Source organism: Amycolatopsis sp. NPDC028719, assembly GCF_055565395.1.
In genome coordinates, this window is the sequence record NZ_JBVHUL010000013.1 from 62186 (window position 1) to 84364 (window position 22179).

The window sequence follows — 22179 nt, forward strand, 5'->3', positions numbered from 1 at the left end:
AGCTTGGAGGACGCCGTGTCCGGTTCCGTGATCCTGGGTGCCGCCCGTACGCCGATCGGGCGCCTGCTCGGGTCCCTCAAGGACTTCTCGGGGGCGCAGCTGGGCGGGGTCGCGATCAAGGCGGCCCTCGAACGCGCCGGAGTCGCCCCGGACGCGGTGCAGTACACGATCATGGGCCAGGTGCTGACCGCCGGCGCCGGCCAGATCCCGGCCCGCCAGGCCGCGGTCGCCGCGGGCATCCCGATGAGCGTGCCGGCCCTGACGATCAACAAGGTCTGCCTGTCCGGCCTCGACGCGATCGCGCTCGCCGACCAGCTGATCCGGGCCGGCGAGTTCGACATCGTCGTCGCCGGTGGCCAGGAGTCGATGACCCAGGCACCGCACCTGCTGCCGAAGTCCCGCTCCGGCTTCAAGTACGGCGACACGACGCTCGTCGACCACATGGCCTACGACGGGCTCTTCTGCGCCTTCGACCAGGTCGCCATGGGCTCCTCGACGGAGAAGTACAACTCCCGCTACGGCGTCACCCGCGAGCAGCAGGACGCGTTCTCCGCCCGCTCGCACCAGCGCGCGGCCGAGGCGATCAAGAACGGCTACTTCGCCGACGAGATCGCGCCGGTCTCCATCCCGCAGCGCAAGGGCGACCCGGTGGTCTTCGACACCGACGAAGGCGTCCGCGCCGACACCACCGCCGAAGGCCTCGCCAAGCTGCGTCCCGCCTTCGCCTCCGACGGCACCATCACCGCGGGCTCGGCCTCGCAGATCTCCGACGGCGCCGCCGCGGTCGTCGTGGCCAGCAAGGCGAAGGCCGAGGAACTCGGCCTCACGCCGATCGCCGAGATCGGCGCGCACGGCGTCGTCGCCGGCCCGGACGCGAGCCTCCACGAGCAGCCGTCGAACGCCATCCTCGCCGCCTTGGCGAAGGCGAACCTCGGCACCGGCGCGCTCGACCTCGTCGAGATCAACGAGGCCTTCGCCGCGGTCGGGCTCGTCTCCACCGAGAAGCTCGGCCTCGACCCGGAGAAGGTCAACGTCAACGGCGGCGCCATCGCGCTCGGCCACCCGATCGGCGCTTCCGGGGCCCGGCTCGCCGTGCACCTGATCCACGAGTTGCGCCGCCGCGGTGGCGGGCTCGGCGCGGCCGCGCTGTGCGGTGGCGGCGGCCAGGGTGACGCCCTCCTGCTGCGGGTGCCGACCGCGTAAGTGGCCGGTGCACTGGACCTCGACGACCTGGTCGGCCGCGCGCGGGACGGGCAGCCCCGTGCCGTCGCGCGGCTGCTGTCGCTGGTCGAGGACGCCCATCCCCGCGTCGCCGAGATCGCCCGGGCGCTGACCCCGCACACCGGGCGGGCCCGGATCGTCGGGCTCACCGGCCCTCCGGGGGTCGGCAAGTCGACTTCGACGTCGGCGCTGCTCACCGCGTTGCGCGCGGAGGGCAAGCGGGTCGGGGTGCTCGCGATCGACCCGTCTTCGCCGTTTTCGGGCGGCGCGCTGCTCGGCGACCGGATCCGGATGACCGAGCACGCCACCGATCCCGGCGTGTTCATCCGCTCGATGGCCACGCGCGGGCACCTCGGCGGGCTGTCGTGGGCGACCCCGCAGGCGGTGCGCGTGCTCGACGCCGCCGGCTTCGACGTGGTGCTGATCGAGACCGTCGGCGTCGGACAGTCCGAAGTGGACGTCGTGAAGCTGGCCGACACCACGGTGGTGCTGCTCGCGCCGGGAATGGGCGACGGCATCCAGGCCGCGAAGGCGGGGGTGCTGGAGATCGCCGACGTCTTCGTCGTGAACAAGGCCGACCGCGAGGGCGCGGACGCGACGGTGCACGACCTCAAACAGATGATTTCGCTGGCGCGCCGAGAGATCCGGGGCGCGAGCTGGCGCCAGCCGATCGTGCGGACGGTTGCGGCGAAGGGCGAGGGCGTCGACGAGGTCGTGGGGGCGTTGGCCGCCCACCACGACTGGCTGGTGGAGCACGACGAGCTGGCCCGGCGCCGGATCGCGCGGGCGCGCGACGAGGTCGAGGCCATCGCCGTGCGCCGGTTGCGGGCCGAGCTGGCCGACCTGCGGGGCGGGGGACGGCTTGCCGGGGTCGCCGAGCGCGTCGTGGCGCGGGAGATCGACCCGTTCGCCGCCGCCGACGAGCTGATCGCGGACCTGCGGAGCTGAGCTACCGCCGTTGGTGGGCTGGGAACTCGGCCCGCGGTGGGGGATAGGCCGGGAACGGGTCCGGAGAATCAGGCCTCGGCTCAGGGTGAGCCGATCGCGGAGCCCGGAGACGTGGAGCCGGCTGGTGGTGGGCTGGTTGTGGAGTGCGGAGATGCCGCGGTCGGCGAGCCACGCGCGGATCCGGCTGGTGGTGAGGCGGTTGAGGAGCGCGGAGATGCCGCCGTTGGCGGGCCAGGCGCGGATGCGGCCGTGGTCGCCGAGTGCGTGCTGGATCCGGGCGAGCGTCGAGGTCACAGCGTCCACGGCCACTCCCCGGCGAGGTGCGCGCGCAGCAATGCCGCGTGGGACAACGGCTTCGTCAGGTCCTCGACCTGGCTGTTGGTGGTGTAATCGAGCAGGACGATGTCCCGCTTCGCGCTCGTTTCCCGGAGCTCGGTGACCAGGTCGGCCAGCCTGTTTTCCAGCACCCAGCGGTAGGACGGCAGGTAGATCCGTCTTCGAGCCTGCTCGTACGGCAGCAGTTCGGTGCCCGCGACACCGGCGCGGTGGCCGACCACTTCGCCGTACTTGCGGACCGTGCGCTTCAGGCCCCTCATCGACTTGATCCGGAGCTTCCCCTCGTCGATTCCCCTGCCGCGGAAGACTTTCAGCGCCTGCCGGATCCCCTCGACCGACGCGCTCTCGACCCCCGGGGAGTACGGCACCGGGATGCCGCCGTGCGGGTAGAACGGGCTGAACCGCACCCACGGCTCCGGCCCGCGCGACGTCACGTCCACGACCATCGCCTCCGGAAACCTTGCCACCACTGCGTTTCTCCTGCGGTTGACCACGTGGACCGTCATGTCTCCCCCTTTGCCGGGCGGCGCTTTGCCGCGTGATGGCCATCGTGCTCCGGGGGTCCGACAATTTCCGGGGTCCGGCCGCCGAGGTTCACCCGACCGGCTGACATGGGCGACTTTCGCCGGTTCTTGTTGTCGGTGCCGCGCCCTAGACTGCGGGGCGCTCCGGAACCGGGCGATCACTGGGAGGGCGTGCAGAATGAGAAAGACACTCGTCACCGCGCTGGCGGCAGGGGCGTTGTTCGTGGCCGGCAACGGCGTCGCCACCGCGGCCGAGGCGCCGCCGCCGAAGACGACGCACGGGCCGTGCCAGTACACCGAGACCCCGGACGAACCGGCTTCGCGGCCGGTGCCGCTACCGCCCGACCCGCGCCACACGCCGAGCCACGGCAAGGTCGACGTCGCTGTCCCGACCAGCCAGGGCGCGCTGCCGCTGCGGCTCGACCGCGCCAAGGCGCCGTGCACCGTACAGAGCTTCCTGCACCTGGCGCGGCACCGGTTCTACGACCACACGGTGTGCCACCGGCTCACCTCGTACCCGACGCTGAAGGTCCTGCAGTGCGGCGACCCGAGCGCGACCGGCGAGGGCGGCCCGGGCTACAAGTACAAGGACGAGCTGCCGGTGGACCTGCCGCCGTCGCCGACCGACCCGACCGGGGCGCGCAAGGTCTACGCGCGCGGGTTGCTCGCGATGGCCAACGCGGGACCGGACACGAACGGCTCGCAGTTCTTCGTCGTGTACGGCGATTCCGCGCTGCGGCCGAACTACACGGTGTTCGGCACGGTCGGCGCCGAAGGGCTGAAGACCCTGGACCGGGTCGCCGCCGGTGGGATCCAGCCGACGGCGGACGACCCGGCGCCGGTCGACGGGACGCCCGTGCTGCGGACGGAGCTGCTTCGGGTCCGTCCGGACTGCTGGTTCTGACAGCGGACGCGGGCCACTCCCGGGCTCGGGGGTGGCCCGCTCCGGGCATCACGTGTGATTGACGGGGCATCACACGTGACTGGAGAGGCATCTCGCGTGATTGAGGGGGCATCACGTGTGATTGGGGGCGGGACTTGGGGATAGGCGGGGGTGGGTTAGGTGGTGATTTCCCAGAGGGCCTCCACCAGCGTTTGGGTTGCGCCGGCGAACGCGTGTTTCGGGGTTGCCGCGTAGCCGACTATCAGGCCGCCGGGGCGGCCGGCGTCCATCCAGTAGCCGTCTTCCTCCAGGCCCTCGATGCCGATCGCGCGGCGGCGGCAGGCCGCCAGGGCCGTCGCCTCCGACGGGCCGTCCGGCGGGAGCATCAGCAGCAGGTGCAGGCCCGCCGCGATGCCCTGCGGGCGCACCGAGTCCGGCAGCGCCGCCAGCAGACGAGCGCGGCGGGAGCGGTACTCCGCCCGGCTGCGGCGGACGTGCTGGTCGTACGCGCCCGAGTCGATCAGCTCCGCCAGGGCCAGCTGGTTCAGCACCGCCGGGCGCGACCCGCTGTCGGCCATCGCCGCGCGGACCGGCTCCACCAGCTTGCGCGGCAGCACCAGCCACGCCAGCCGCAGCGCCGGGGCCAGGGTCTTGCTCGCCGTCCCCGCGTACACCACCCGCTCCGGCGCCAGCGCCTGCAGCGCCCCGACCTGCTGGCGGTCGAAGCGGAACTCGCCGTCGTAGTCGTCCTCCAGCACGAACGCGCCCGAGCGGGTCAGCTCGGTGCGGCGGTCCGGGGCCAGCGTGACGCCGGTCGGGTACTGGTGCGCCGCCGTCACGACCACCGCCGGACTGTCCAAAGCGGACACGTCCAGGCCGTGTTCGTCCACCGGGACGCCGACGACCCGCTGGCCCTGCGCCGCCGCGATCGAGCGGTACATCTCCAGGGACGGGTTCTCGAACGCCGTCTCGTGGACGCCCAGCTCGGCAAGGACCCGGGAAATCACGGCGATGGCGTGCGAAAACCCGTGGCAGACCACGATCCGCTCCGGATCCGCGACCACCCCGCGGGCCCGGGCGAGGTAGCCGGCGAGCGTGTCCCGCAGCTCGGGGGCGCCCAGCTCCGACCCGTAGCCGAACGCCGACGCCGGGGTCCGCAGCAGGGCCCGGCGGGTCGCGGTGATCCACGCCTGGCGGGGGAACGCCGTCAGGTCCGGACGTCCCGGCCGTAGGTCCCAGCGCGGGGCCGGTTCGCGCGGTGCCTGCCGCGGCGCGGACTGGGGCAGCGAGCCCGCCGTCGCGACGCGGGTCGGCGCGCCCTGGGCCGTGCGCAGGTACCCCTCGGCGGCCAGATCGGCGTACACCCGGGTGACCGTGCCCCGAGCGATGCCCAGGTCATGGGCCAGGGAACGGGTCGACGGCACCGCCGCGCCCGCCTGCCACCGGCCGTCGCGGATGGCCGCGCGGATCGCCGCCGCGAGGCCGCCTCGGCCGGTCGAAGGCACCCAGTCGAGGTGGACGTCGAGCCCGGAACTGGACCACGAATCCGTCATGCCACTGGACCATACCCGTGGACCAGTTGGCGCTAGCGTGGATGGCATGACGAAGCGAATCGGACTCGGGCGCGCGCCCGAGATCTACCAGGCGATGGCGAACCTGCAGGCCGAGGTGAACAAGGCCGCCGCGAACGCGGGCGTCGACCCGAAACTGCTCGAGCTGGTGAAGATGCGGGCCTCCCAGCTCAACGGCTGCGCGTACTGCCTCGACATGCACAGCCGCGACGCCCTCGAGCTGGGCGAGTCGGTGCGCCGGCTGCTCGTGCTCGACGGCTGGCGCGAGACGGACCTGTTCACCGAAGAGGAAGAGGCCGCGCTGGTCCTCACCGAGGCGATGACCAAGCTGTCGGCGACCCAGAGCGTGCCCGACGACGTCTACGAGCGGGCGACGAAGGTGCTGACCGAGGACCAGTACCGCGCGATCGCGTGGGAGGTCATCGCGATCAACAGCTGGAACCGCATGGCCGTCACCAGCCACAGCCCGCTCCCGAAGCGCGACGCGTGACCGCCGCCGCCCTCAAGGCGCTGCACGTCCCCGGCAAGCCGCTCGTGCTGCCGAACGCGTGGGACGCCGACACGGCCCGGCTCGTCGAGGCCGCCGGGTTCCCGGTCGTGGCGACCAGCTCGATCGCCGTGGCGTCTGCGCTCGGCTTCCCCGACGGCGAGAAGGCTCCGGCCGCGGAGATGTTCGCCGCGGCGAAGCGCATCGCGAAAGCCGTGAACATTCCCGTCACCGTCGATGCGGAGTCGGGCTACGGCCTTTCCGGCGCCGAGCTGGCCGGCCGGCTGCTCGACGCCGGCGCCGTCGGCTGCAACTTCGAGGACACCGACCACGCCACCGGCGGCGTGCGGCCGGTCGCCGAGCAGGCGGAGCGGATCGCCGCCCTGCGCGCGGCGGCGGGAGACGGCCTGGTGATCAACGCCCGGGTGGACTCCTTCCGTGGCATCGACCCGGAGGACCACCTCGTCGACGGCATCGCCCGGGCGAAGGCCTACCTCGAAGCCGGCGCCGACTGCGTCTACCCGATCCACCTGCGCACTCCCGAAGTGCTGGCGGCGTTCGTGCGGGGGGTCGGCGGCGCCGTCAACGCGCCCGCGTGGCCGGGCAGCCCGGGCCTGGGCGGTCTCGCCGAACTGGGCGTGGCGAGGATCTCGCTCGGCGGCGGGCTCTGGCAGTACGCCCGGAAACACTTCGAAGCGACCCTCGCGGACGTCGCCGCGGGGAAGCTGCCCTACTGAATGGCCGAAGGCCGCCGCGAGGGTGACTCGCGACGGCCTTCGGTGTTTCGGGGACCGTCAGTGCGCGACGGCCTTCTCGGCGCCCGCGCCGGTCAGGGAGCGGACCTCCATCTCGGCGTACTTCTTCGCGTCGTGCTCCTTGGACAGGACCGTGCCCAGCCAGCCCAGGATGAACGCGGCCGGGATCGAGACGATGCCGGGGTTGCTCAGCGGGAACCAGGCGAAGTCGGCGTTCTTGAACATCGACGTGCTCTTGCCGGACACCGCCGGCGAGAACACGATCAGCACGATCGTGATGGCCAGGCCGCCGTAGATCGACCACAGCGCGCCCTGGGTGTTGAACCGCTTCCAGAACAGCGAGTAGAGGATCGTCGGCAGGTTCGCCGAGGCCGCGACGGCGAAGGCCAGCGCGACCAGGAACGCGACGTTCTGCCCGTTGGCCAGGATGCCGCCGCCGATGGCGAGGATCCCGATCACCACCGCGGTGATCCGGGCGACCTTGACCTCCGAGTCCGGCGACGTCTTGCCCCGCTTGACGACGTTCGCGTAGACGTCGTGGGCGAAGGACGCCGACGCCGTGATCGTCAGGCCGGCGACCACCGCGAGGATCGTCGCGAAGGCGATCGCGGAGATCAGGCCCAGCAGCACCGGCCCGCCCAGTTCGAGCGCGAGCAGCGGAGCCGCGGAGTTGACCCCGCCCGGCGCCTTCTTGATCGTATCCGGCCCGACCAGCGCACCGGCGCCGTAGCCCAGCACCAGCGTGAACAGGTAGAACACGCCGATCAGGACGATCGCCCAGACCACCGAGCGACGCGCGTCGCGGGCCGTCGGCACCGTGTAGAAGCGCATCAGGACGTGCGGCAGCCCCGCCGTCCCCAGCACCAGCGCGATGCCGAGGGACAGGAAGTCCAGCTTGGACGTGCCGGTGGCGCCGTACTGCTTGCCCGGGCCGAGCAGCGTCTCCCCGGCCTTGCCCGCCTTGTCGACGGCGGCCTGCAGCAGGCTGGAGAAGTTGAAGTTGTACTTGCCGAGCACCCACAGGGTGATCACGAGCGCGCCGACGATCAGCAGCGCGGCCTTGATGATCTGCACCCAGGTGGTGCCCTTCATGCCGCCGATCAGGACGTAGGCGATCATGATGATGCCGACCACGGCGATCACGAGTGCCTGCGCGCCACCGCCTTCGACGCCGAGCAGCAGTGCGACGAGACCGCCGGCCCCGGCCATCTGCGCCAGCAGGTAGAAGAAGGACACGGCCAGCGTCGACGTCGCGGCCGCGGCCCGCACCGGGCGCTGCTTCATGCGGAACGCGAGGACGTCGCCCATCGTGAACTTGCCGGTGTTGCGCAGCAGTTCCGCGACCAGCAGCAGCGCGACGAGCCACGCCACCAGGAAGCCGATGGAGTAGAGGAAGCCGTCGTAGCCGTTGATCGCGATCGCGCCGGCGATACCGAGGAACGACGCAGCCGACAGGTAGTCACCCGAGATCGCGATGCCGTTCTGGGGACCGGTGAAGGCGCGCCCGGCGGCGTAGTAGTCGGACGCCGTCTTGGTGTTGCGGCTCGCCCGGAACACGATCACCAGCGTGATGACCACGAAGGCGGCGAAGATCAGGATGTTGAGGAGCGGGTTGCTGCCTTCCACGCCCGCGGCGATGGTCGTCGTCATGCCTGCTCCTTCGTAGAGTCGCCTTCGATGTCCTCACGGATCTTCTCGGCGACCGGGTCCAGCTTCCGGTTCGCGTACCGGACGTAGAGGCCGGTGATCACGAACGTCGAGACGAACTGCAGCAGGCCGAAGATCAGGCCGACGTTGATGTTGCCGAACACCTTGGTGCTCATGAAGCCGTGCGCGTAGTCCGCGAGGAGCACGTAGAGCAGGTACCAGAGGAGGAACACCGCCGTCATCGGGAAGACGAACCGGCGCAGCCGGCTGCGCAGCTCGCGGAATTCGGTGCTTTCGTGCGCTCGTTCCCAGATGGTTTCTGACGTGTCCGGGGGCCCGCCGCCAGTGTCGGTCGTGCTCATCGCTGCTCCCTGCGACGTTGCGGAAAGTGACCTGCGACACCGTAGGGACGGGTGAGTCTGGTGTGAAGATTCAGCGGTTCAACAGCCGGGCCAGACGACGAACGGTTGACGAACGGTCGCGGGGTCCCGCTGAACGGGGTTCGTCCAGGTGCAGGCGCAGCATCGCGGCCGTCGACCAGGCGGGTGGCCTGCCCCGCAAGGAGACCAACGCCATTACGCCGAACGCCAGCGGTACCGACCAGGGTGCCGGTTGCTGCACCAAGATCGCCACCCAGCCGTGCAGCTCCGGGCCGGCGAGGGCGAACAGGATCGAGCCGGACGACGCGACGAGCCCGGTCAGCACGCCCGCGATCCCGCCGGCCGCGGTCAGCCGCGGCCACCAGATGCCGAGCACGAGCAGCGGGCAGAACGTCGACGCGGCGACGGTGAAGCCCCACGTGACGAGCACCCCGGCGTCGAGCTCGGCCGACCGCAGCGCCAGCAGCACCATGATCGCGGCGACGCCGAACACGGCGATCCGCAGCCGGCGCAGCCCACCGGGGACGAGGTCGTGCGCGATCGCGCCGGACATCACCAGCAGCAGGCCGAGCGACGTCGCCAGGAACGCGGCGAACGCGCCCGCGGTCAGCAACGCCGTGAAGAGGCCGCCGGCCCAGCCACTGTCCACTTGGTACGGCAGCGCGACGACCACGGTGTCCGTGGCGCCGGAGAGGTAGAGGCCCGGCACGAGGACGCGGCCGAGAACGCCGTACACCCCGGGGAAGAGGTAGAAGATGCCCAGCAGGGCCACGGTGATCGCGGCGGTGCGGCGCGCGGCGCGGCCGTCCGGGCTGGTGTGGAAGCGCATGAGCACGTGCGGCAGGCCCATCGTGCCGAGCATGGTCGCGATGAGCACCGCCCACGTCCCGAGCAGGGGATAGCCCTGGTCGCCGAGGTCGAGCAGCGGGCGCTGCCAGTCGCGCCCGCCGAGAGGCGCGCCGCCGCGGACCGCCGGGACCGCGGTGCCCGCGCCGAACACGACTTCGTCCTGGCTGCGCGCGATGAACTCGCCGGGGGGCAGGGTTTCCGCGACGCCGTTGCGCCGCACGGCGGTCGGCTCGCGGATCTCCATCGTGACCTCGACCTCGAACTTCACCGGTGTTGCGCGGGCGAAGTGGGTGAACTCGACCGGGTTGAGGGCGTCGGTGCGGTTGACGGCGCCGGCCTGCAGCACCAGCCAGATCGCCGGAATGAGGAACAGCAGGAGTTTCAGCACGAACTGGAACGCCTGCACGTACGTCGCCGCGCGCATCCCGCCCAGGGCGAGGGTGATGCTGACCGCGGCGCCGGCCAGCACGACGCCGACCCAGTACGGCGTGTGGCCGACCGCGGTGAGCACCAGGCCGGCGGTGCGGAACTGCGGGACGACGTAGATGGTGCCGATCACCAGCACGACGACCGCGGTGAGGCGGCGCAGCGCGGGGGAGTTGAGGCGGGCTTCGGCGAAGTCGGGGACGGTCAGCGCGCCCGAGCGCCGCATCGGCGCGGCCACCAGCACGAGCATCGCGATGTAGCCGGCGGTGAAGCCGACCGGGTACCAGAGCGCCCCGATGCCGTCCTTGACCACGAGCCCGGCGACGCCGAGGAAGGACGCCGCGGACAGGTATTCGCCGGAGACGGCGGCCGAGTTCACCAGCGGGGAGATCCGGCGGGACGCCACGAGGAAGTCCGACGTCGTGCGCATGGCGGCGACCCCGCGGACGCCGATGAGCAGCGTCATGAGCACGACCGGCGCGACGGCGAGCGCGACGCCCACTAGCCGGCCCCGCTACCGAGCGCCCCAATGTGGCGTTCGGTGCGTCCCACGCACCCAACGCCACAATGGGTGCGTGGGACGCAACCAACGCCACATTGGGGCGCTGGGGGCCAGGGGGAGCCGCGGGTCACTGGTCGTCCTCGAGGCGCTCGGCGCGGCGCAGCTGCCAGCGGGCCAGGACGGCCATCGCCGGGTACGGCAGGACCGCGATCATCAGCCACGACACCGGGATCCCCAGCAGCCGCACGGTGTCCAGGCCGGGGAAGAGCGCGAACACTCCGGGCAGGCCGAGCAGCAGCGCGAACATGAGGACGAGCGCGGGGACACCGCGGCGGCGCTGGGCGCGGTACAACGCCGTCGCGCGCTGGGTGTCGCCCACGGGGAGGCGGGGCTGGCGCCAGCGGTGGCGGGACCGGCGCCGGGCGTGCGCGAGCCGCGTCTGGGGGCTCGTGACGGCCACGCGCCGGATCTTGCTCATCGCGAGCCCGGTCCGAGCTGGCCGCGCTGGGCGGCTTCCAGCAGCCGGTCCCGCAGATCACGCGCGTGCCGGCGGCTGACCGGGACGTCGCCCGCCTCGGTGTGGGCCAGCAGCCCACCCGCGCTGTCACTCCGCAGCTCCAGCACCGCCCCCACCGAGAGCAGGAACCCGCGGTGCACCCGGCTGAAGCCGGTGCCCTCCCAGTACTCCTCGAGCCGTGAGATCGGCATCCGCACGAGGTGCACGCCGCCGCGGGTGTGCAGGCGGACGTAGTCGCCGTGGGCCTCCACGAACAGCACGTCGTCACGGCGGACGTACCGGGTGCGCCCGCCGGACTCGACCGGGAGCGCGGCCATCGCGTCCGGGGTCGTGCGCGACGACGGCGTCGCGTTGCGCGTCACCTTCGCCAAGGCGGCGGAAAGCCGCTCGGCGCGGACCGGTTTGAGCAGGTAGTCGACGGCGCCGATGCCGTACGCCGTCACCGCGTGCCCGTCGTGCGCCGTGACGAACACGATCACCGGCGGTTCGCTCAGCTTCGCCAGCAGCCCGGCCAGCTCGAGCCCGTCGAGACCCGGCATCGAGATGTCGAGGAACACCGCGTCGAACCTGTCGGCCTGAAGCAGCCTCAACGCCTTCAGCGCGTCAGCCGCGCCGACGACTTCGCCGACTTCGGGTGCTTCGCGCAGCATGGTGCAGAGTTCGTCCAACGCGGGCGCCAAGTCGTCGACGGCGAGGACGCGCAGCCCGGTCACGGCAGCACCCCCGCCTGGAACCGCGGCACCCGGACGATCACCCGGGTGCCCGCCCCGACCTCGGTCTCGACGGTCAGCCCGTACCAGGCGCCGTAGACGTCCCGCAGTCGTCTGTCCACATTGGCCAGTCCGAGCCCGGCGGGGTCGTCCTCGCCGGTGCGCCCGGCCAGGATGTCCGCCGCGCGCTTCGGGTCCATGCCGACCCCGTCGTCCTCGACGAAGATCACGCAGTCGTTCCCTTCCGCCTGGCCGTGCACCTGGACCAGCCCGGTGCCCGACCGCGGCTCGATGCCGTGCCGGATCGCGTTCTCCACCAACGGCTCCAGCACGAGGTAGGGCACCGCGACGGCGAGGATCTCGGGGGCCACCCGCACCTGGACGCGCAGCCGTTCGCCGAGCACCGCCCGCTGCAGCGCCAGGTACGTCTCGATCGCGCGGAACTCCTCGGCGACCACCGTGTACTCGCCGTGCCGCGCCAGGCTGTAGCGCGTGTAGTCGGCGAAGTCGAGCATGAGGTCGCGGGCGCGGTCGGGGTCCGAACGCACCAGCGACGCGATGACGGTCAGCGCGTTGTAGACGAAGTGCGGCGACATCTCCGCCCGCAGCGCCCGCAGTTCGGCCTGCGCCGCCTGGTCCGCCGACGCCTCCAGGCGGCCCCGCTCCAGAGCCTGGACGACGAGGTCGGCGGCCTGGCCCGCGACCGCGTCCCGGACGTCGCCGACGACCAGCAGCGCCCCGGCCAGTTCGTCGTGGACGTGCAGCGGCAGCACGAGGACGTCCGGCGCGGAGCCGGGTTCCTCGGTGTGGAGGACGCCGTCGAGCACCTTCGCGACGACCGCGTCCGGCCCCGGCCGCCCCGACCAGAGCAGCGAGCCGGACAGGTCGGTGAGGCCGAGGCCCGGGAAGCCGAAGAGCCGGCGCAGGCCGTGCGCGGCGCGGCGGGCCCGGGTGCCGGAGAGGCCGTCGCGCAGGTCGCCGGTGATCCGGCGGGCGGCGGCGAGCACCGGCAGCGGGTCGGCGCGGGACGCCGGGCGCAGGTGCACGGTCATCGGGCCTCCCCTCGGCAGCGGTGTCCAGGGCACCAGATCCTACGGCTATCCGGGTTCCTCGCGGTCGGCCAGCACCTGGGCGTGGCGGCGGAAGCGGCGCCAGGTCCGGTAGTCGTCGATCCCGGTGACCTTGGCGGGTTCCGGCACCCGCGCCAGCAGGCTCGCGTCGGCCGGGTAGGGGCGGTCGGGCAGGGAGATCCAGCCCGTCGTGCGGGTCTCCTTCACCGCCACCCGCACCGGCCGGAACGTCGTCGGATCGAGCCCTTCGCTGTGCCGGACGACCTCCTCGAAGAACCACGCCGACGTGATCAGCCCCAGCACGCCGGGCGACGCCTTGAGCGCCTCCTTCAGCGGCGCGGCGTCCAGGAGCCGGAACGCGTGGTTGATCGACGGCGCGGTGACGCCGTGGTCGTCGTAGGCGATCTCGCCCGCGTGCAGCGCCATCCGGAGCCGGATCCGGGCGCCGGGGTGGTGGGTCAGGTTGTGCCGGTGCACCGCCACGGCGAGCGCGTTGGGCAAGAACTCGACGAAGAGCCCTTTCGGGATGTCCGGCGGGGCGAGGACGAAGACGCCGTCTCCGCAGTCCTCGTTCCGGCAGGCGGCCCACGGGACGCCCGCGTCGTCGAACGCCCGGCAGAGCGCGCGGTACAGCCCGTCGCGCAACGCCAGGCGGTGTGGTGTCGTCCTGGTCCGGTCGCCGTAGCCCTCGACGTCCACGGCGAAGATCGTCCGGTGCACGGCCGATCGTTCGTAGTTCATCGCACCCTCCCTGCGATCATGCATGTGTAGATGCATGTGCAGATGAGTGTGACGCGGGACACCCGTCCGGCGGAACCGGGCGTGCGGTGAGCGGTTCACCGGCCGCGGTGACCGGCAGTGTGCGATCACCAGGGGTGAATACGCTGGTCAAAGCCCTGCGAGCGACGCGCACACCGCTCGCAGGGCTCTGACGGACGGGTCAGCAGGACTGCTTGTAGAAGTACTGCGAGTTGGCGTCCATGTCCGCCTTGGTGATCGAGTGCAGCTCCGCGGTCAGGTTCCGGGTCACCGGCTTGCCCTCGATGGCCGCCACGGCCTGCTGGACGCCCTGGGTGCCGATCGAGGCCGGGTCCTGGGCGATCAGGGCCTGGTACTGGCCGTTCTTGAGGCCCTCGACCTCCGACGGGCTGGCGTCGAAGCCGATCAGGTTCACCGCGCCGACCTTGCCCGCGTTGCGCAGGCCGGTCGCCGCGCCTTCGCCGGTGTTGAGGTTGGTCGCGAAGACCCCGATGAGGTCCGGGGTCGACGACAGCGCCGCCGTCACCTTCGACGCTGCCTGGTCGGGCTCGTTCTGGGTGAACTGCACGCCGATCGACTTCAGGTTCGGGGTGTTCTTCAGCTCGTCCTCGAAGCCCTTCGCACGGGCCGCCGTGGTGGACGTGCCGGCGATCGTGTCGAGCACCAGCACCGACCCGCTCTTGCCGTTCGCGAGCTTGGCCATCGTCTGGGCCGCGAGCTTGCCGCCCGCGGCGTTGTCGGAGGAAACGGACGACGCGGCCACGCCCGTGTCCTTCAGCGACGTGTCGACCTCGACGATCTTCGCGCCGCGCGCCTTCACCTGCTGGATCGGCGCGAGCATCGCCGTGTCGTCGGTCGGGGCGATGAGCAGCGCGGCCGGCGGGTTCGAGCCGAGCGCGTTGACGAGCTGGGTCTGCATCGCCGCGTCGAACTTCTGCGGGGCCTGCGTGGTCAGCTCGTAGCCGAGCTTCTTCGCCTCGGCCTGTGCGCCGCACTGCAGCGAGATGTAGAACGGCTCGGCCTGCACGCCCGGGATGAGCGCCAGCTTCTTCGAGCCGGCCGAGTTGGCCTGGCTGTCGCCGGACCCGGTCTGCCCGACCGTGCCGGACCCGCACGCGGTGAGCAGCGCGGCGGCCGAGGCCAGCGCACCGACGGCCACCAGAGTCTTGGAAAGGTTCATGACACAAGCACCTCTTTGTACTCGGGGACTCGGGGAACTCAGCGGGAGTTGCGGCGACGGCGGCGCCGCTGGTCGAACCAGACGGCGGCGATGAGCACCGCGCCGACGGCGATCATCTGCCAGAAGTCCTGGACGTGGGTGATGTTGAAGCCCTTCTTCAGCACCGCCGGGATGAACACGCCGATCACCGTGCCCAGCACCGTGCCGACGCCGCCGAAGAGGCTCGTCCCGCCCATCACGACCGCGGCGATCGCGTTGAGGTTGTCGGTCGTGTGCGCCGAGATCGTGGTCGACGCGTAGTACGCGAGCGAAAGGAACCCGGCGATGCCGGCCAGGAAACCCGTCAGCGTGTACACCTTCAGCAGGTGCGCGGTGACGCCGATGCCGGCGCGCCGCGCGCCTTCGGCGTTGGAGCCGACCGCGTAGGTGTAGCGGCCGAACTTCGTGGTGTGGAGCAGCCACGCGCCGACCAGCGTGATCACCACGGCGACGATGACCAGGTTCGGCACCACGCCGAACGAGGTGCCGTAGCCGAGGGTCTGGTTGAGCACGACGGGCACGCTGCGCACGTCGGACCCGTTGTTGAGCAGGTACGCCGCGCCGAGCGCCGCACCCATCGTGCCGAGCGTGACGATCAGCGGCGGGATCCCCGCCACCGCGATGAGGAAGCCGTTGATCAGGCCCCACACCGTCCCGGCGACGACCGCGGCGATGAGGCCCACGGTGATGACGCCCCAGCCGGCGCTCGACGCGTTGCCGCCGGACATCGCCTCCATCACCTTGCCGGCGACCATGCCGGCGAAGATCAGCACCGAGCCGACGGACAGGTCGATGCCGGAGGTGATGATCACGAACGTCATCCCGACCGACAGCACCAGCAGCACCGCGGTCTCGATGAGCAGCGTCTGGAAGGTGAACAGCGTCGCGAACTCGCCGGGGGCGATCGCGCTGAACACGATGATCAGCGCCACCAGCACGAGCGCGATCCAGAACGTGTTGGCGCCGACGAGCCGCTTGCCCAGCGGGCGCTTGCCGAAGCCCGCTTCGGGCGACTCCTGGATGTCCTTCTGAGCCGGGGTCGACACGGTCACGCGGCCTCCTCTTGCACGAGCGCGCCGGTCATCGCGGCGACGAGGTCCTCGAGCTTCGTGTCCGACCCGGTGAACCGGGCGACGCGCTTGCCGAGCCGCAGCACCTCGACGCGGTCGGCGACCGACAGCACCTCGGGCATGTTGTGGCTGATCAGCACGACGGCGATGCCCTTGTCGCGCACCTTCTTGATGACGTCGAGCACGCGTTCCCGCTGCACGACACCGAGGGCCGCCGTCGGCTCGTCCATGAACACGACCTTCGACGCCCACACGACCGACCGCGCGACCGCGACGCTCTGGCGCTGGCCGCCCGACAGCGAGCCGATCGGGACGTCGGTGCTCTGCAGCGTCACGCCGAGGCGCTGGAACTCCTCGACGGCCCGGCGCCGCATCTCGGCCTTGTCGAGCATGCCGAGCTTGCCGAGGATGCCCTTGCGGTGGATTTCGCGGCCCAGGAACAGGTTCGCGGCCGGGTCGAGCTCCGGCGCGACGGCCAGGTCCTGGTAGACCGTCTCGATGCCCAGCCGGCGCGCGGTCGTGGGCGAGTCGAAGTGCGCCTCGGCGCCGTCGAGGAGGATCTTCCCCGACGTCGGCTGTTCCGCGCCCGAGAGGCACTTGACCAGAGTGGACTTGCCGGCGCCGTTGTCGCCGATCAGCGCCGTCACCTCACCCGCGCGCGCCTGGAAAGCCGCGCCGCGCAGGGCTTCGACCGACCCGTAGTGCTTCGTCAGGTCGACCGCTTCCAGCAGGATTTCGCTCATCCGTGCCTCTCTTCCGGCGCCGGTGGCCGGCAGCGGATCACCGTCGCCGTGCCGGACAGCTCGGTCTGGCCGGCGTCGAACGGCACGACGTAGGTGTCGCCCTTCGCCAGCGCGTGCTCGCCGCCGTGCTCGGTGCGCAAGGTGCCTTCGCCGTCGAGGACGACGAGCACCGCGAACGACGGGTCGAGTGACAACGTTGTCGGCTTGTCCGTGCGCAGCTGGTCGGCTCGGAAGAACCGCTCCGATCCGCCGGCCAGCAGGTCCACGGTGGACGCGCTGTCCGCCGCGGTGCGCTTGATGATGGTCTCCAGGCGCCCGGCGTCCCAGCCCGACGTGTCGAGCGCCTCGATGGCGGTGTCGAACCCGATCCCGAGGTGGCCCTTCTCCGGCGACTCGAGGAAGTCCCGCCACTCGATGGTGAGCGAGAAGTCGGTCGGCTGCTGCAGTTCGACGACGAACACGCCCTCGCCGATCGCGTGCGGCAGCCCGGCCGGGATGTAGACGGTGTCGCCCGCGGTCACCGGGACGCTGTTCAGCGCGCCCAGCATCGACGGCACGTCCTGCTCCCGCGTCCACTCGGACACCGTCGCCTTGGACAGCGTCTCCTTGAAGCCGGGGTAGACGCGCGGGTCGTCGCCGTAGGTGCCGACCACGATCCACGCCTCGGTCTTGCCGAAGTGCGAGTCGAAGTGCTGCTTCGCGAAGGCGTCGTCCGGGTGGAAGTGCACGGGGAGCCGCTGGCCCGCGTCGAGCAGCTTGACCAGCAGCCCGGTCGACGTCCCGAGCGCCTCGACGTGCTTGGCGCCGAGCCAGCCGTTCGGGTTCGCCACGACGGCGTCGCGCAGCCAGGCGCCGTCCGGGAGCCGGGTAAGGCCGTTGGTCTCCTGGCCGAACATGGTGCTCACCGAAGCGACCCAGTCCTCCGGGCCGAACTTCTTGTCCGAAGACGCGCCGCGCAGCGCCGCGATGGCGTCGCCCCCGCGGTAGAACTGCGGCGGCTGGTTGGCGGGGAGCCGGATCGGTTCGAGGGTCACGGGGCGACCTCACCGGAGCCGCGGGCGACGAGATGCACGGGCAGGACTACCTTTCTGGGCGGGGACTGATCTCCTTGGACGCGGGCGAAGAGCAGCTCGGCCGCGGCGTGGCCGAGAGCGCTCACGTCGTGCGCGACGACGGTGACCGGCGGGTCGAGCAGGTCCGCCAGCTCGAAGTCGTCGAAGCCCACCATCGCCGGGCGCTGCTCGGCGTGGGCCAGCGCGCGCAGCACGTGCACGGCGACCCGGTTGTTGCCGGCGATCACGGCGGTGGCCGCGTCCGGGCCGTGCATGAGGCGCTTCACCGCGTCACCGATGTACTCCTGCGTCGGCGTCCGCATGGAGACCAGGGACTCGTCGTAGGAGATGCCGTTGCGGACGCAGCCCTCGCGGAACCCGCGCAAGCGCTCGGCCGCGGTGAAGATGTCCGGGCTGTCGCCGAGGAACGCGATCCGCCGGTGGCCGTGCTTCGCCAGGTGGGTGACGGCTTCGATGGTCCCGCCGAGGTTGTCGACCAGCACGGTGTCGGCCACGATGTCGCCGGCCGGGCGGTCGATGAACACCACCGGCGTGCCCGCGCGCATCTCCGGCACCAGGTAGCCGTGCTGCAGGCCGGCCGGGACGACGAGGATGCCGTCCACCCGCCGCGCGCAGAACTCCAGCACGAGCTCGCGCTCGCGGTCGGAGTTCTCCTCGGACGAGCCGGTGAGCACCTGGCGGCCGAACGACGTCGCGATGCGTTCGACCGCGCGGTTCAGCTCGGAGTAGAAGGGGTTGCCGACGTCCTCGACGATCAGCCCGATGGTGCCGGTCGTCGACCCGCGGCGCAGGTTGCGCGCGCCCAGGTTGCGCCGGAAGCCCAGCTGCTCGATGGCCGCCATGACCCGCTCGGCGGTGTCCGGGTGCACCGCGGGTTCGTCGTTGACCACGCGCGAGACGGTCTTGATGCTCACGCCCGCCAGCCGGGCCACGTCGCTCATCGTGGCTCGCCTGCTCGCGGTGCGCGGAGCGCCGTCCCGGTCCCGGCCGGGGGGAGACAACGTTGTCATAGTGCACGGGATTGAACGCCACCCGCCGGTGGCTTGTCAACGGTCTCTGCGTGGATTGTGCCGATTCGGCTACCGACGTCGTAGGACAGATGGCTGATGACGCTGTCCGGAAGCGGACAGGTCTTGACGGGAACCCTTGACGACTTGGTGAGCCGCTGCCCAAGGTGACCCGGTTCGACCGACTGCGCGACAAGGTTGTCATGACACCGTTTCTGGTCGCGCTGATGAGGTGAAAGGCGATGGCCATGGCGCAAGCGCGCTTAAGAGCCGGTTTGACCTTCCTGGCACTGGCGGTGACGGCAGCGGTGGCTCCCGCTGTCCCCGCCGCGGCGGCCCAGGCGACGGATTTCGCGAAGTGGGTCAACCCCTTCGTGGGCACCCGTCCCGGCGGCGCCGACCACGGCACCGGGGGCGGTGCCGGCAACACGTTCCCGGGTGCGGTGGCGCCGTTCGGCATGGTCCAGTGGAGCCCGGACACCGTGAAATCCCAGCCCGGCGGGTACTTCTACGACGACGACGCCCTGACCGGGTTCAGCCTCACGCACCTTTCGGGCGCCGGCTGTTCGACCTATCAGGACATCCCGTTCATCCCTTATGTCGGTGAAGTGACGACTTCGCCGGCGACCGATCCGGCGCACTACACGTCGAAGTTCTCGCACGCCAACGAACACGCGACGGCGGGCGCCTACGACGTCACGCTCGACGGCGGCGCGAAGGTCGAGCTGGCCGCGACCCAGCGCACCGGTTCGGCGCGGCTGACCTACCCGGCGGGCGCGTCCTCGACGCTGCTGGTCAACACCTCCGGCTCGGTCAACGGCACCGACGACGCGTCGATCACCATCGGCAAGGACACCATCAGCGGCTGGGCCACGAGCGGCCGTTTCTGCGGGGCGCGGAACAGCTACCGCGTCTACTTCTCGGCCAAGTTCGACACGCCGTTCGCGTCCATCGGCACCTGGAAGAACGGGGCCGTGACGCCGAACAAGGCCGCGGAAACCGGCGGCGCCAAGGCGAAGGTGGCGCAACCCAACGGCGTCGACGCGTCCATCGCGCGCACCACCACGGCCAAGCAGCAGAACACCACCGTGTCCGGACCGGGCAGCGGCGGGTACGTCACCTTCGCCAACCTCAACGGCGCCCAGGTGAACGTCCAGGTCGGACTGTCCTTTGTGTCCGTCGACGGCGCGAAGGCGAACTTGAAGGCGGAGAACACCGGCAAGTCCTTCGACACCGTCGCGGCGGGCGCGCGCAAGGCGTGGAACGCGCAGCTGGGCAAGATCGCCGTCACCGGTGGCTCCGACGCGGACATGACGACGTTCTACACCTCGCTGTACCACTCGCTGATCCAGCCGAACGTCTTCTCCGACGTCAACGGGCAGTACATCGGCTTCGATGGCCGGATCCACACGGCCGACAAGGGCCACGCGATGTACACCAACTTCTCCGGCTGGGACATCTACCGCTCGGAGATCCCGCTGCTGGCGACGATCGACCCGAAGGAGACTTCGGACATCGTCCGGTCGATGATGGCCTACGCCGAGCAGGGCGGCTCGTGGGACCGCTGGACGGTCGCCAACGACTACACCGGCGTCATGAACGGCGACCCGTACCACATCATCGTCTCCAGCGCGTACGCCTTCGGTGCCCGTGACTTCGACGCCCGGAAGGCGTTGCTGCTCATGATCAAGGGCGCCACCCAGCCGACCCAGGGCTACACCGAGCGGCCGGGCCTCGACGACTACCAGAAGCTGGGTTACGTGCCGGGAGCCGGCGCGGACACCCTCGAATACACCAGCGCCGACTTCTCCATCGCCCAGTTCGCGAAGCGGCTCGGCGACAGCGCGACGTACACGACGTTCATGAAGCGCGCGCAGAACTGGCAGAACCTCTACAACCCGGGCACCGGCCACCTGCAGCCGCGCAACGCGGACGGCTCGTTCGCCGGCACCTACGACCCCGCCAGCTCGCAGGGCTGGGTCGAGGGCAACGGCGCGCAGTACGAGTGGATGGTGCCCTACGACCTCGGCGGCGTCGTGACGGCGTTCGGCGGGAACACCGCGACCCAGTCGCGGCTGGACACCTTCTTCACCCAGCTGAACGCGGGCACGCAGGAACCGTACGCCTTCATGGGCAACGAGCCGAACTCCAACGCGCCGTACGTCTACTCGTACGCGGGTGCCCCGGCCAAGACCCAGTCGATCGTGCACCGCTCGATGGACGAGCTGTACAACCCGCGTCCCGAAGGCCTGATCGGCAACGACGACCTCGGCCAGATGTCGGCCTGGTACGTGTGGTCCGCGCTCGGCATCTACCCGGAGATCCCGGGCCGCGCCGAGACGCTGCTCGTCACCCCGCGCTTCGAGCACGCCGTGCTCACGACCGGCTCGGGCAAGAAGGTCACCATCAACGCGCCGGGCACCGGCGACTACGTGGGCAGCCTGAAGGTCAACGGCGGCGCGGCTTCGAAGGCGTGGCTGCCGGAGGCGCTGATCTCCAGCGGCGGCACGCTGGACTACACGCGCTCCGCCACGGCGACGGCGTGGGGCAGCGCGACGGCCGACGCACCGCCGTCGTTCCGGGAGCAGGAGAAGCCCAGCCTGTCCTTCGTGGACCCGGCACGCGCGGTGACGCCCGCGGGGTCGACGTCCTCGGCGTCGGTGGGCGTCCAGGACCTCTCCGGCACCGCCCGGACCTGGACCTACAGCGCCGGCAGCGTCGACGGGATCACGCTGACCCCGGCGTCGGGCAGCATCGCCGTCCCGGCGGGCGGCAAGGCACACGCCGACCTGACGGTTTCGGTTCCGGCCGGGCTGGCCGACGGCGCCCGCCGCATCCCGGTGACGTTCTCGGCACCGGGCGTGGCTTCGACGCAAGCGGTGCTGACGGTGCTCGTGGCCCAGCCGAACAGCTGGCTCGCGACGGTCGACAACGCCGGGATCTCCCCGGACTCCGACTCGTCGGCGGCCAACTTCGACGGCGGCGGCTGGAGCTACTCGGCCGACGCCCTGGCCGCGGCCGGCGCCACCCCGGGCGGCACGGTGACCAGTGACGGCATCAAGTTCACCTGGCCGTCGTTCCCGGTCGGCGACCCCGACAACGCGGTCGCAAACGGCCAGACGGTGAACGTCACCGGCACCGGCACCCGGCTCGCGCTGCTCGGCTCCGGCTCGAACGGCAACGCGCAGGGCACGCTGACCATCACCTACACCGATGGCAGCAAGTCGACCGCGACGATCGGGTTCTCCGACTGGACGCTCGGGGGCGGCGGCGCCCAGCCGTCGTTCGGCAACCGGATCGTGCTGTCCACGCCGTACCGCAACGCCGCGGGCAGTGACCCGCAGCAGATCCGCACGATGGTCTTCGGCACCAACCCGATCACCCTCGACGCGGGCAAGACGGTGGCCAGCGTGACGCTGCCGTCGAACGTCAGCGGCGGCGTGCTGCACGTCTTCGCCATCGCCGTCGGTTAGCAGTTGTTC

General features: G+C 71.2%; 20 protein-coding genes. 6 read left to right on the forward strand and 14 right to left on the reverse strand.

Annotation, left to right across the window (positions count from 1 at the left end; genetic code table 11):
- Positions 1-15 precede the first annotated feature (15 nt).
- Together ACZ4TR_RS42035 and meaB are read left to right on the forward strand one after the other, a co-directional pair.
- Positions 16-1203 (forward strand): acetyl-CoA C-acetyltransferase, encoded by a 1188-nt coding sequence (locus ACZ4TR_RS42035; RefSeq protein ID WP_465293782.1) that lies wholly within the window; start codon positions 16-18, stop codon positions 1201-1203.
- Positions 1204-2169 (forward strand): methylmalonyl Co-A mutase-associated GTPase MeaB, encoded by a 966-nt coding sequence (meaB, locus tag ACZ4TR_RS42040; protein WP_465293784.1) that lies wholly within the window; start codon positions 1204-1206, stop codon positions 2167-2169.
- Positions 2170-2459: 290 nt separating this feature from the next.
- Here the strand turns inward: meaB and ACZ4TR_RS42045 are convergent, their stop codons facing one another.
- Positions 2460-3011 carry a DUF6939 family protein gene (locus ACZ4TR_RS42045; protein ID WP_465293786.1) on the reverse strand — a complete coding sequence of 184 codons (552 nt, stop codon included), beginning with the start codon at positions 3009-3011 and terminating at the stop codon, positions 2460-2462.
- Between the two features lie 196 nt (positions 3012-3207).
- On the opposite strand from ACZ4TR_RS42045, the gene ACZ4TR_RS42050 reads away from it, so the two are divergent.
- Entirely contained in the window at positions 3208-3933 is a 726-nt protein-coding gene (locus ACZ4TR_RS42050) for a peptidylprolyl isomerase (RefSeq protein WP_465293788.1), read from the forward strand.
- Positions 3934-4088: 155 nt separating this feature from the next.
- Here ACZ4TR_RS42050 and pdxR read toward each other — a convergent pair whose 3' ends face one another.
- Entirely contained in the window at positions 4089-5465 is a 1377-nt protein-coding gene (pdxR, locus tag ACZ4TR_RS42055; protein WP_465293790.1) for a MocR-like pyridoxine biosynthesis transcription factor PdxR, read from the reverse strand.
- Positions 5466-5511: 46 nt separating this feature from the next.
- Here pdxR and ACZ4TR_RS42060 point away from each other — a divergent pair, with 46 nt between their 5' ends.
- On the forward strand, positions 5512-5973 hold the full coding sequence (locus ACZ4TR_RS42060) for a carboxymuconolactone decarboxylase family protein (protein ID WP_364513298.1): 462 nt from the start codon (positions 5512-5514) through the stop codon (positions 5971-5973).
- Positions 5970-6707: an isocitrate lyase/PEP mutase family protein gene (locus ACZ4TR_RS42065; protein ID WP_465293792.1), complete on the forward strand. Its 738-nt coding sequence runs from the start codon at positions 5970-5972 to the stop codon at positions 6705-6707. The genes ACZ4TR_RS42060 and ACZ4TR_RS42065 overlap by 4 nt, the downstream gene beginning before the upstream one ends.
- 57 nt (positions 6708-6764) lie before the next feature.
- On the opposite strand, the gene ACZ4TR_RS42070 is transcribed toward ACZ4TR_RS42065, so the two are convergent.
- The 12 genes from ACZ4TR_RS42070 to ACZ4TR_RS42125 all read right to left on the reverse strand — a co-directional run bounded on the left by ACZ4TR_RS42070 (position 6765) and on the right by ACZ4TR_RS42125 (position 18631).
- Entirely contained in the window at positions 6765-8375 is a 1611-nt protein-coding gene (locus ACZ4TR_RS42070) for a solute symporter family protein (RefSeq protein ID WP_465293794.1), read from the reverse strand.
- On the reverse strand, positions 8372-8734 hold the full coding sequence (locus ACZ4TR_RS42075) for a DUF485 domain-containing protein (protein WP_465293795.1): 363 nt from the start codon (positions 8732-8734) through the stop codon (positions 8372-8374). The genes ACZ4TR_RS42070 and ACZ4TR_RS42075 overlap by 4 nt, the downstream gene beginning before the upstream one ends.
- Positions 8735-8804: 70 nt before the next feature.
- Complete coding sequence (locus tag ACZ4TR_RS42080) at positions 8805-10529, reverse strand: sodium/solute symporter (protein ID WP_465293797.1); 1725 nt, start codon at positions 10527-10529, stop codon at positions 8805-8807.
- 127 nt (positions 10530-10656) lie between these two features.
- Positions 10657-11007, reverse strand: coding sequence for a hypothetical protein (locus tag ACZ4TR_RS42085; protein ID WP_465293798.1), 351 nt, complete (start codon positions 11005-11007; stop codon positions 10657-10659).
- Entirely contained in the window at positions 11004-11759 is a 756-nt protein-coding gene (locus ACZ4TR_RS42090; protein ID WP_364513286.1) for a LytR/AlgR family response regulator transcription factor, read from the reverse strand. Before ACZ4TR_RS42090 ends, ACZ4TR_RS42085 begins: the two co-directional genes overlap by 4 nt.
- Positions 11756-12808, reverse strand: coding sequence for a sensor histidine kinase (locus tag ACZ4TR_RS42095; protein WP_364513283.1), 1053 nt, complete (start codon positions 12806-12808; stop codon positions 11756-11758). Before ACZ4TR_RS42095 ends, ACZ4TR_RS42090 begins: the two co-directional genes overlap by 4 nt.
- 45 nt (positions 12809-12853) lie before the next feature.
- Complete coding sequence (locus ACZ4TR_RS42100) at positions 12854-13567, reverse strand: hypothetical protein (protein ID WP_364513280.1); 714 nt, start codon at positions 13565-13567, stop codon at positions 12854-12856.
- A 199-nt stretch (positions 13568-13766) separates the two neighbouring features.
- Positions 13767-14765 (reverse strand): ABC transporter substrate-binding protein, encoded by a 999-nt coding sequence (locus ACZ4TR_RS42105; RefSeq protein ID WP_465293800.1) that lies wholly within the window; start codon positions 14763-14765, stop codon positions 13767-13769.
- A 38-nt stretch (positions 14766-14803) separates the two neighbouring features.
- Positions 14804-15856: an ABC transporter permease gene (locus ACZ4TR_RS42110; RefSeq protein ID WP_465293802.1), complete on the reverse strand. Its 1053-nt coding sequence runs from the start codon at positions 15854-15856 to the stop codon at positions 14804-14806.
- The gene (locus ACZ4TR_RS42115) at positions 15853-16617 is read right to left on the reverse strand and encodes an ATP-binding cassette domain-containing protein (RefSeq protein ID WP_364513271.1); all 765 of its coding nucleotides are present in this window, start codon (positions 16615-16617) and stop codon (positions 15853-15855) included. Before ACZ4TR_RS42115 ends, ACZ4TR_RS42110 begins: the two co-directional genes overlap by 4 nt.
- Positions 16614-17651, reverse strand: coding sequence for a class I mannose-6-phosphate isomerase (locus ACZ4TR_RS42120; RefSeq protein WP_465293804.1), 1038 nt, complete (start codon positions 17649-17651; stop codon positions 16614-16616). The genes ACZ4TR_RS42115 and ACZ4TR_RS42120 overlap by 4 nt, the downstream gene beginning before the upstream one ends.
- Entirely contained in the window at positions 17648-18631 is a 984-nt protein-coding gene (locus ACZ4TR_RS42125; protein ID WP_155544981.1) for a LacI family DNA-binding transcriptional regulator, read from the reverse strand. The genes ACZ4TR_RS42120 and ACZ4TR_RS42125 overlap by 4 nt, the downstream gene beginning before the upstream one ends.
- A 314-nt stretch (positions 18632-18945) precedes the next feature.
- Between ACZ4TR_RS42125 and ACZ4TR_RS42130 the strand changes: the two genes are divergently transcribed.
- Positions 18946-22170: a GH92 family glycosyl hydrolase gene (locus ACZ4TR_RS42130; protein ID WP_465294127.1), complete on the forward strand. Its 3225-nt coding sequence runs from the start codon at positions 18946-18948 to the stop codon at positions 22168-22170.
- The last annotated feature ends 9 nt before the right edge of the window (positions 22171-22179 follow it).

Coding starts and splice junctions, on each gene's coding strand:
- ACZ4TR_RS42130 (WP_465294127.1), top strand. CDS start 18,946: ATGGCGCAAGCGCGCTTAAGAGCCGGTTTGACCTTCCTGGCACTGGCG.
- ACZ4TR_RS42045 (WP_465293786.1), bottom strand. CDS start 3,011: ATGACGGTCCACGTGGTCAACCGCAGGAGAAACGCAGTGGTGGCAAGG.
- ACZ4TR_RS42115 (WP_364513271.1), bottom strand. CDS start 16,617: ATGAGCGAAATCCTGCTGGAAGCGGTCGACCTGACGAAGCACTACGGG.
- ACZ4TR_RS42095 (WP_364513283.1), bottom strand. CDS start 12,808: ATGACCGTGCACCTGCGCCCGGCGTCCCGCGCCGACCCGCTGCCGGTG.
- ACZ4TR_RS42105 (WP_465293800.1), bottom strand. CDS start 14,765: ATGAACCTTTCCAAGACTCTGGTGGCCGTCGGTGCGCTGGCCTCGGCC.
- ACZ4TR_RS42075 (WP_465293795.1), bottom strand. CDS start 8,734: ATGAGCACGACCGACACTGGCGGCGGGCCCCCGGACACGTCAGAAACC.
- ACZ4TR_RS42085 (WP_465293798.1), bottom strand. CDS start 11,007: ATGAGCAAGATCCGGCGCGTGGCCGTCACGAGCCCCCAGACGCGGCTC.
- ACZ4TR_RS42100 (WP_364513280.1), bottom strand. CDS start 13,567: ATGAACTACGAACGATCGGCCGTGCACCGGACGATCTTCGCCGTGGAC.
- ACZ4TR_RS42125 (WP_155544981.1), bottom strand. CDS start 18,631: ATGAGCGACGTGGCCCGGCTGGCGGGCGTGAGCATCAAGACCGTCTCG.
- pdxR (WP_465293790.1), bottom strand. CDS start 5,465: ATGACGGATTCGTGGTCCAGTTCCGGGCTCGACGTCCACCTCGACTGG.
- ACZ4TR_RS42050 (WP_465293788.1), top strand. CDS start 3,208: ATGAGAAAGACACTCGTCACCGCGCTGGCGGCAGGGGCGTTGTTCGTG.
- ACZ4TR_RS42070 (WP_465293794.1), bottom strand. CDS start 8,375: ATGACGACGACCATCGCCGCGGGCGTGGAAGGCAGCAACCCGCTCCTC.
- ACZ4TR_RS42060 (WP_364513298.1), top strand. CDS start 5,512: ATGACGAAGCGAATCGGACTCGGGCGCGCGCCCGAGATCTACCAGGCG.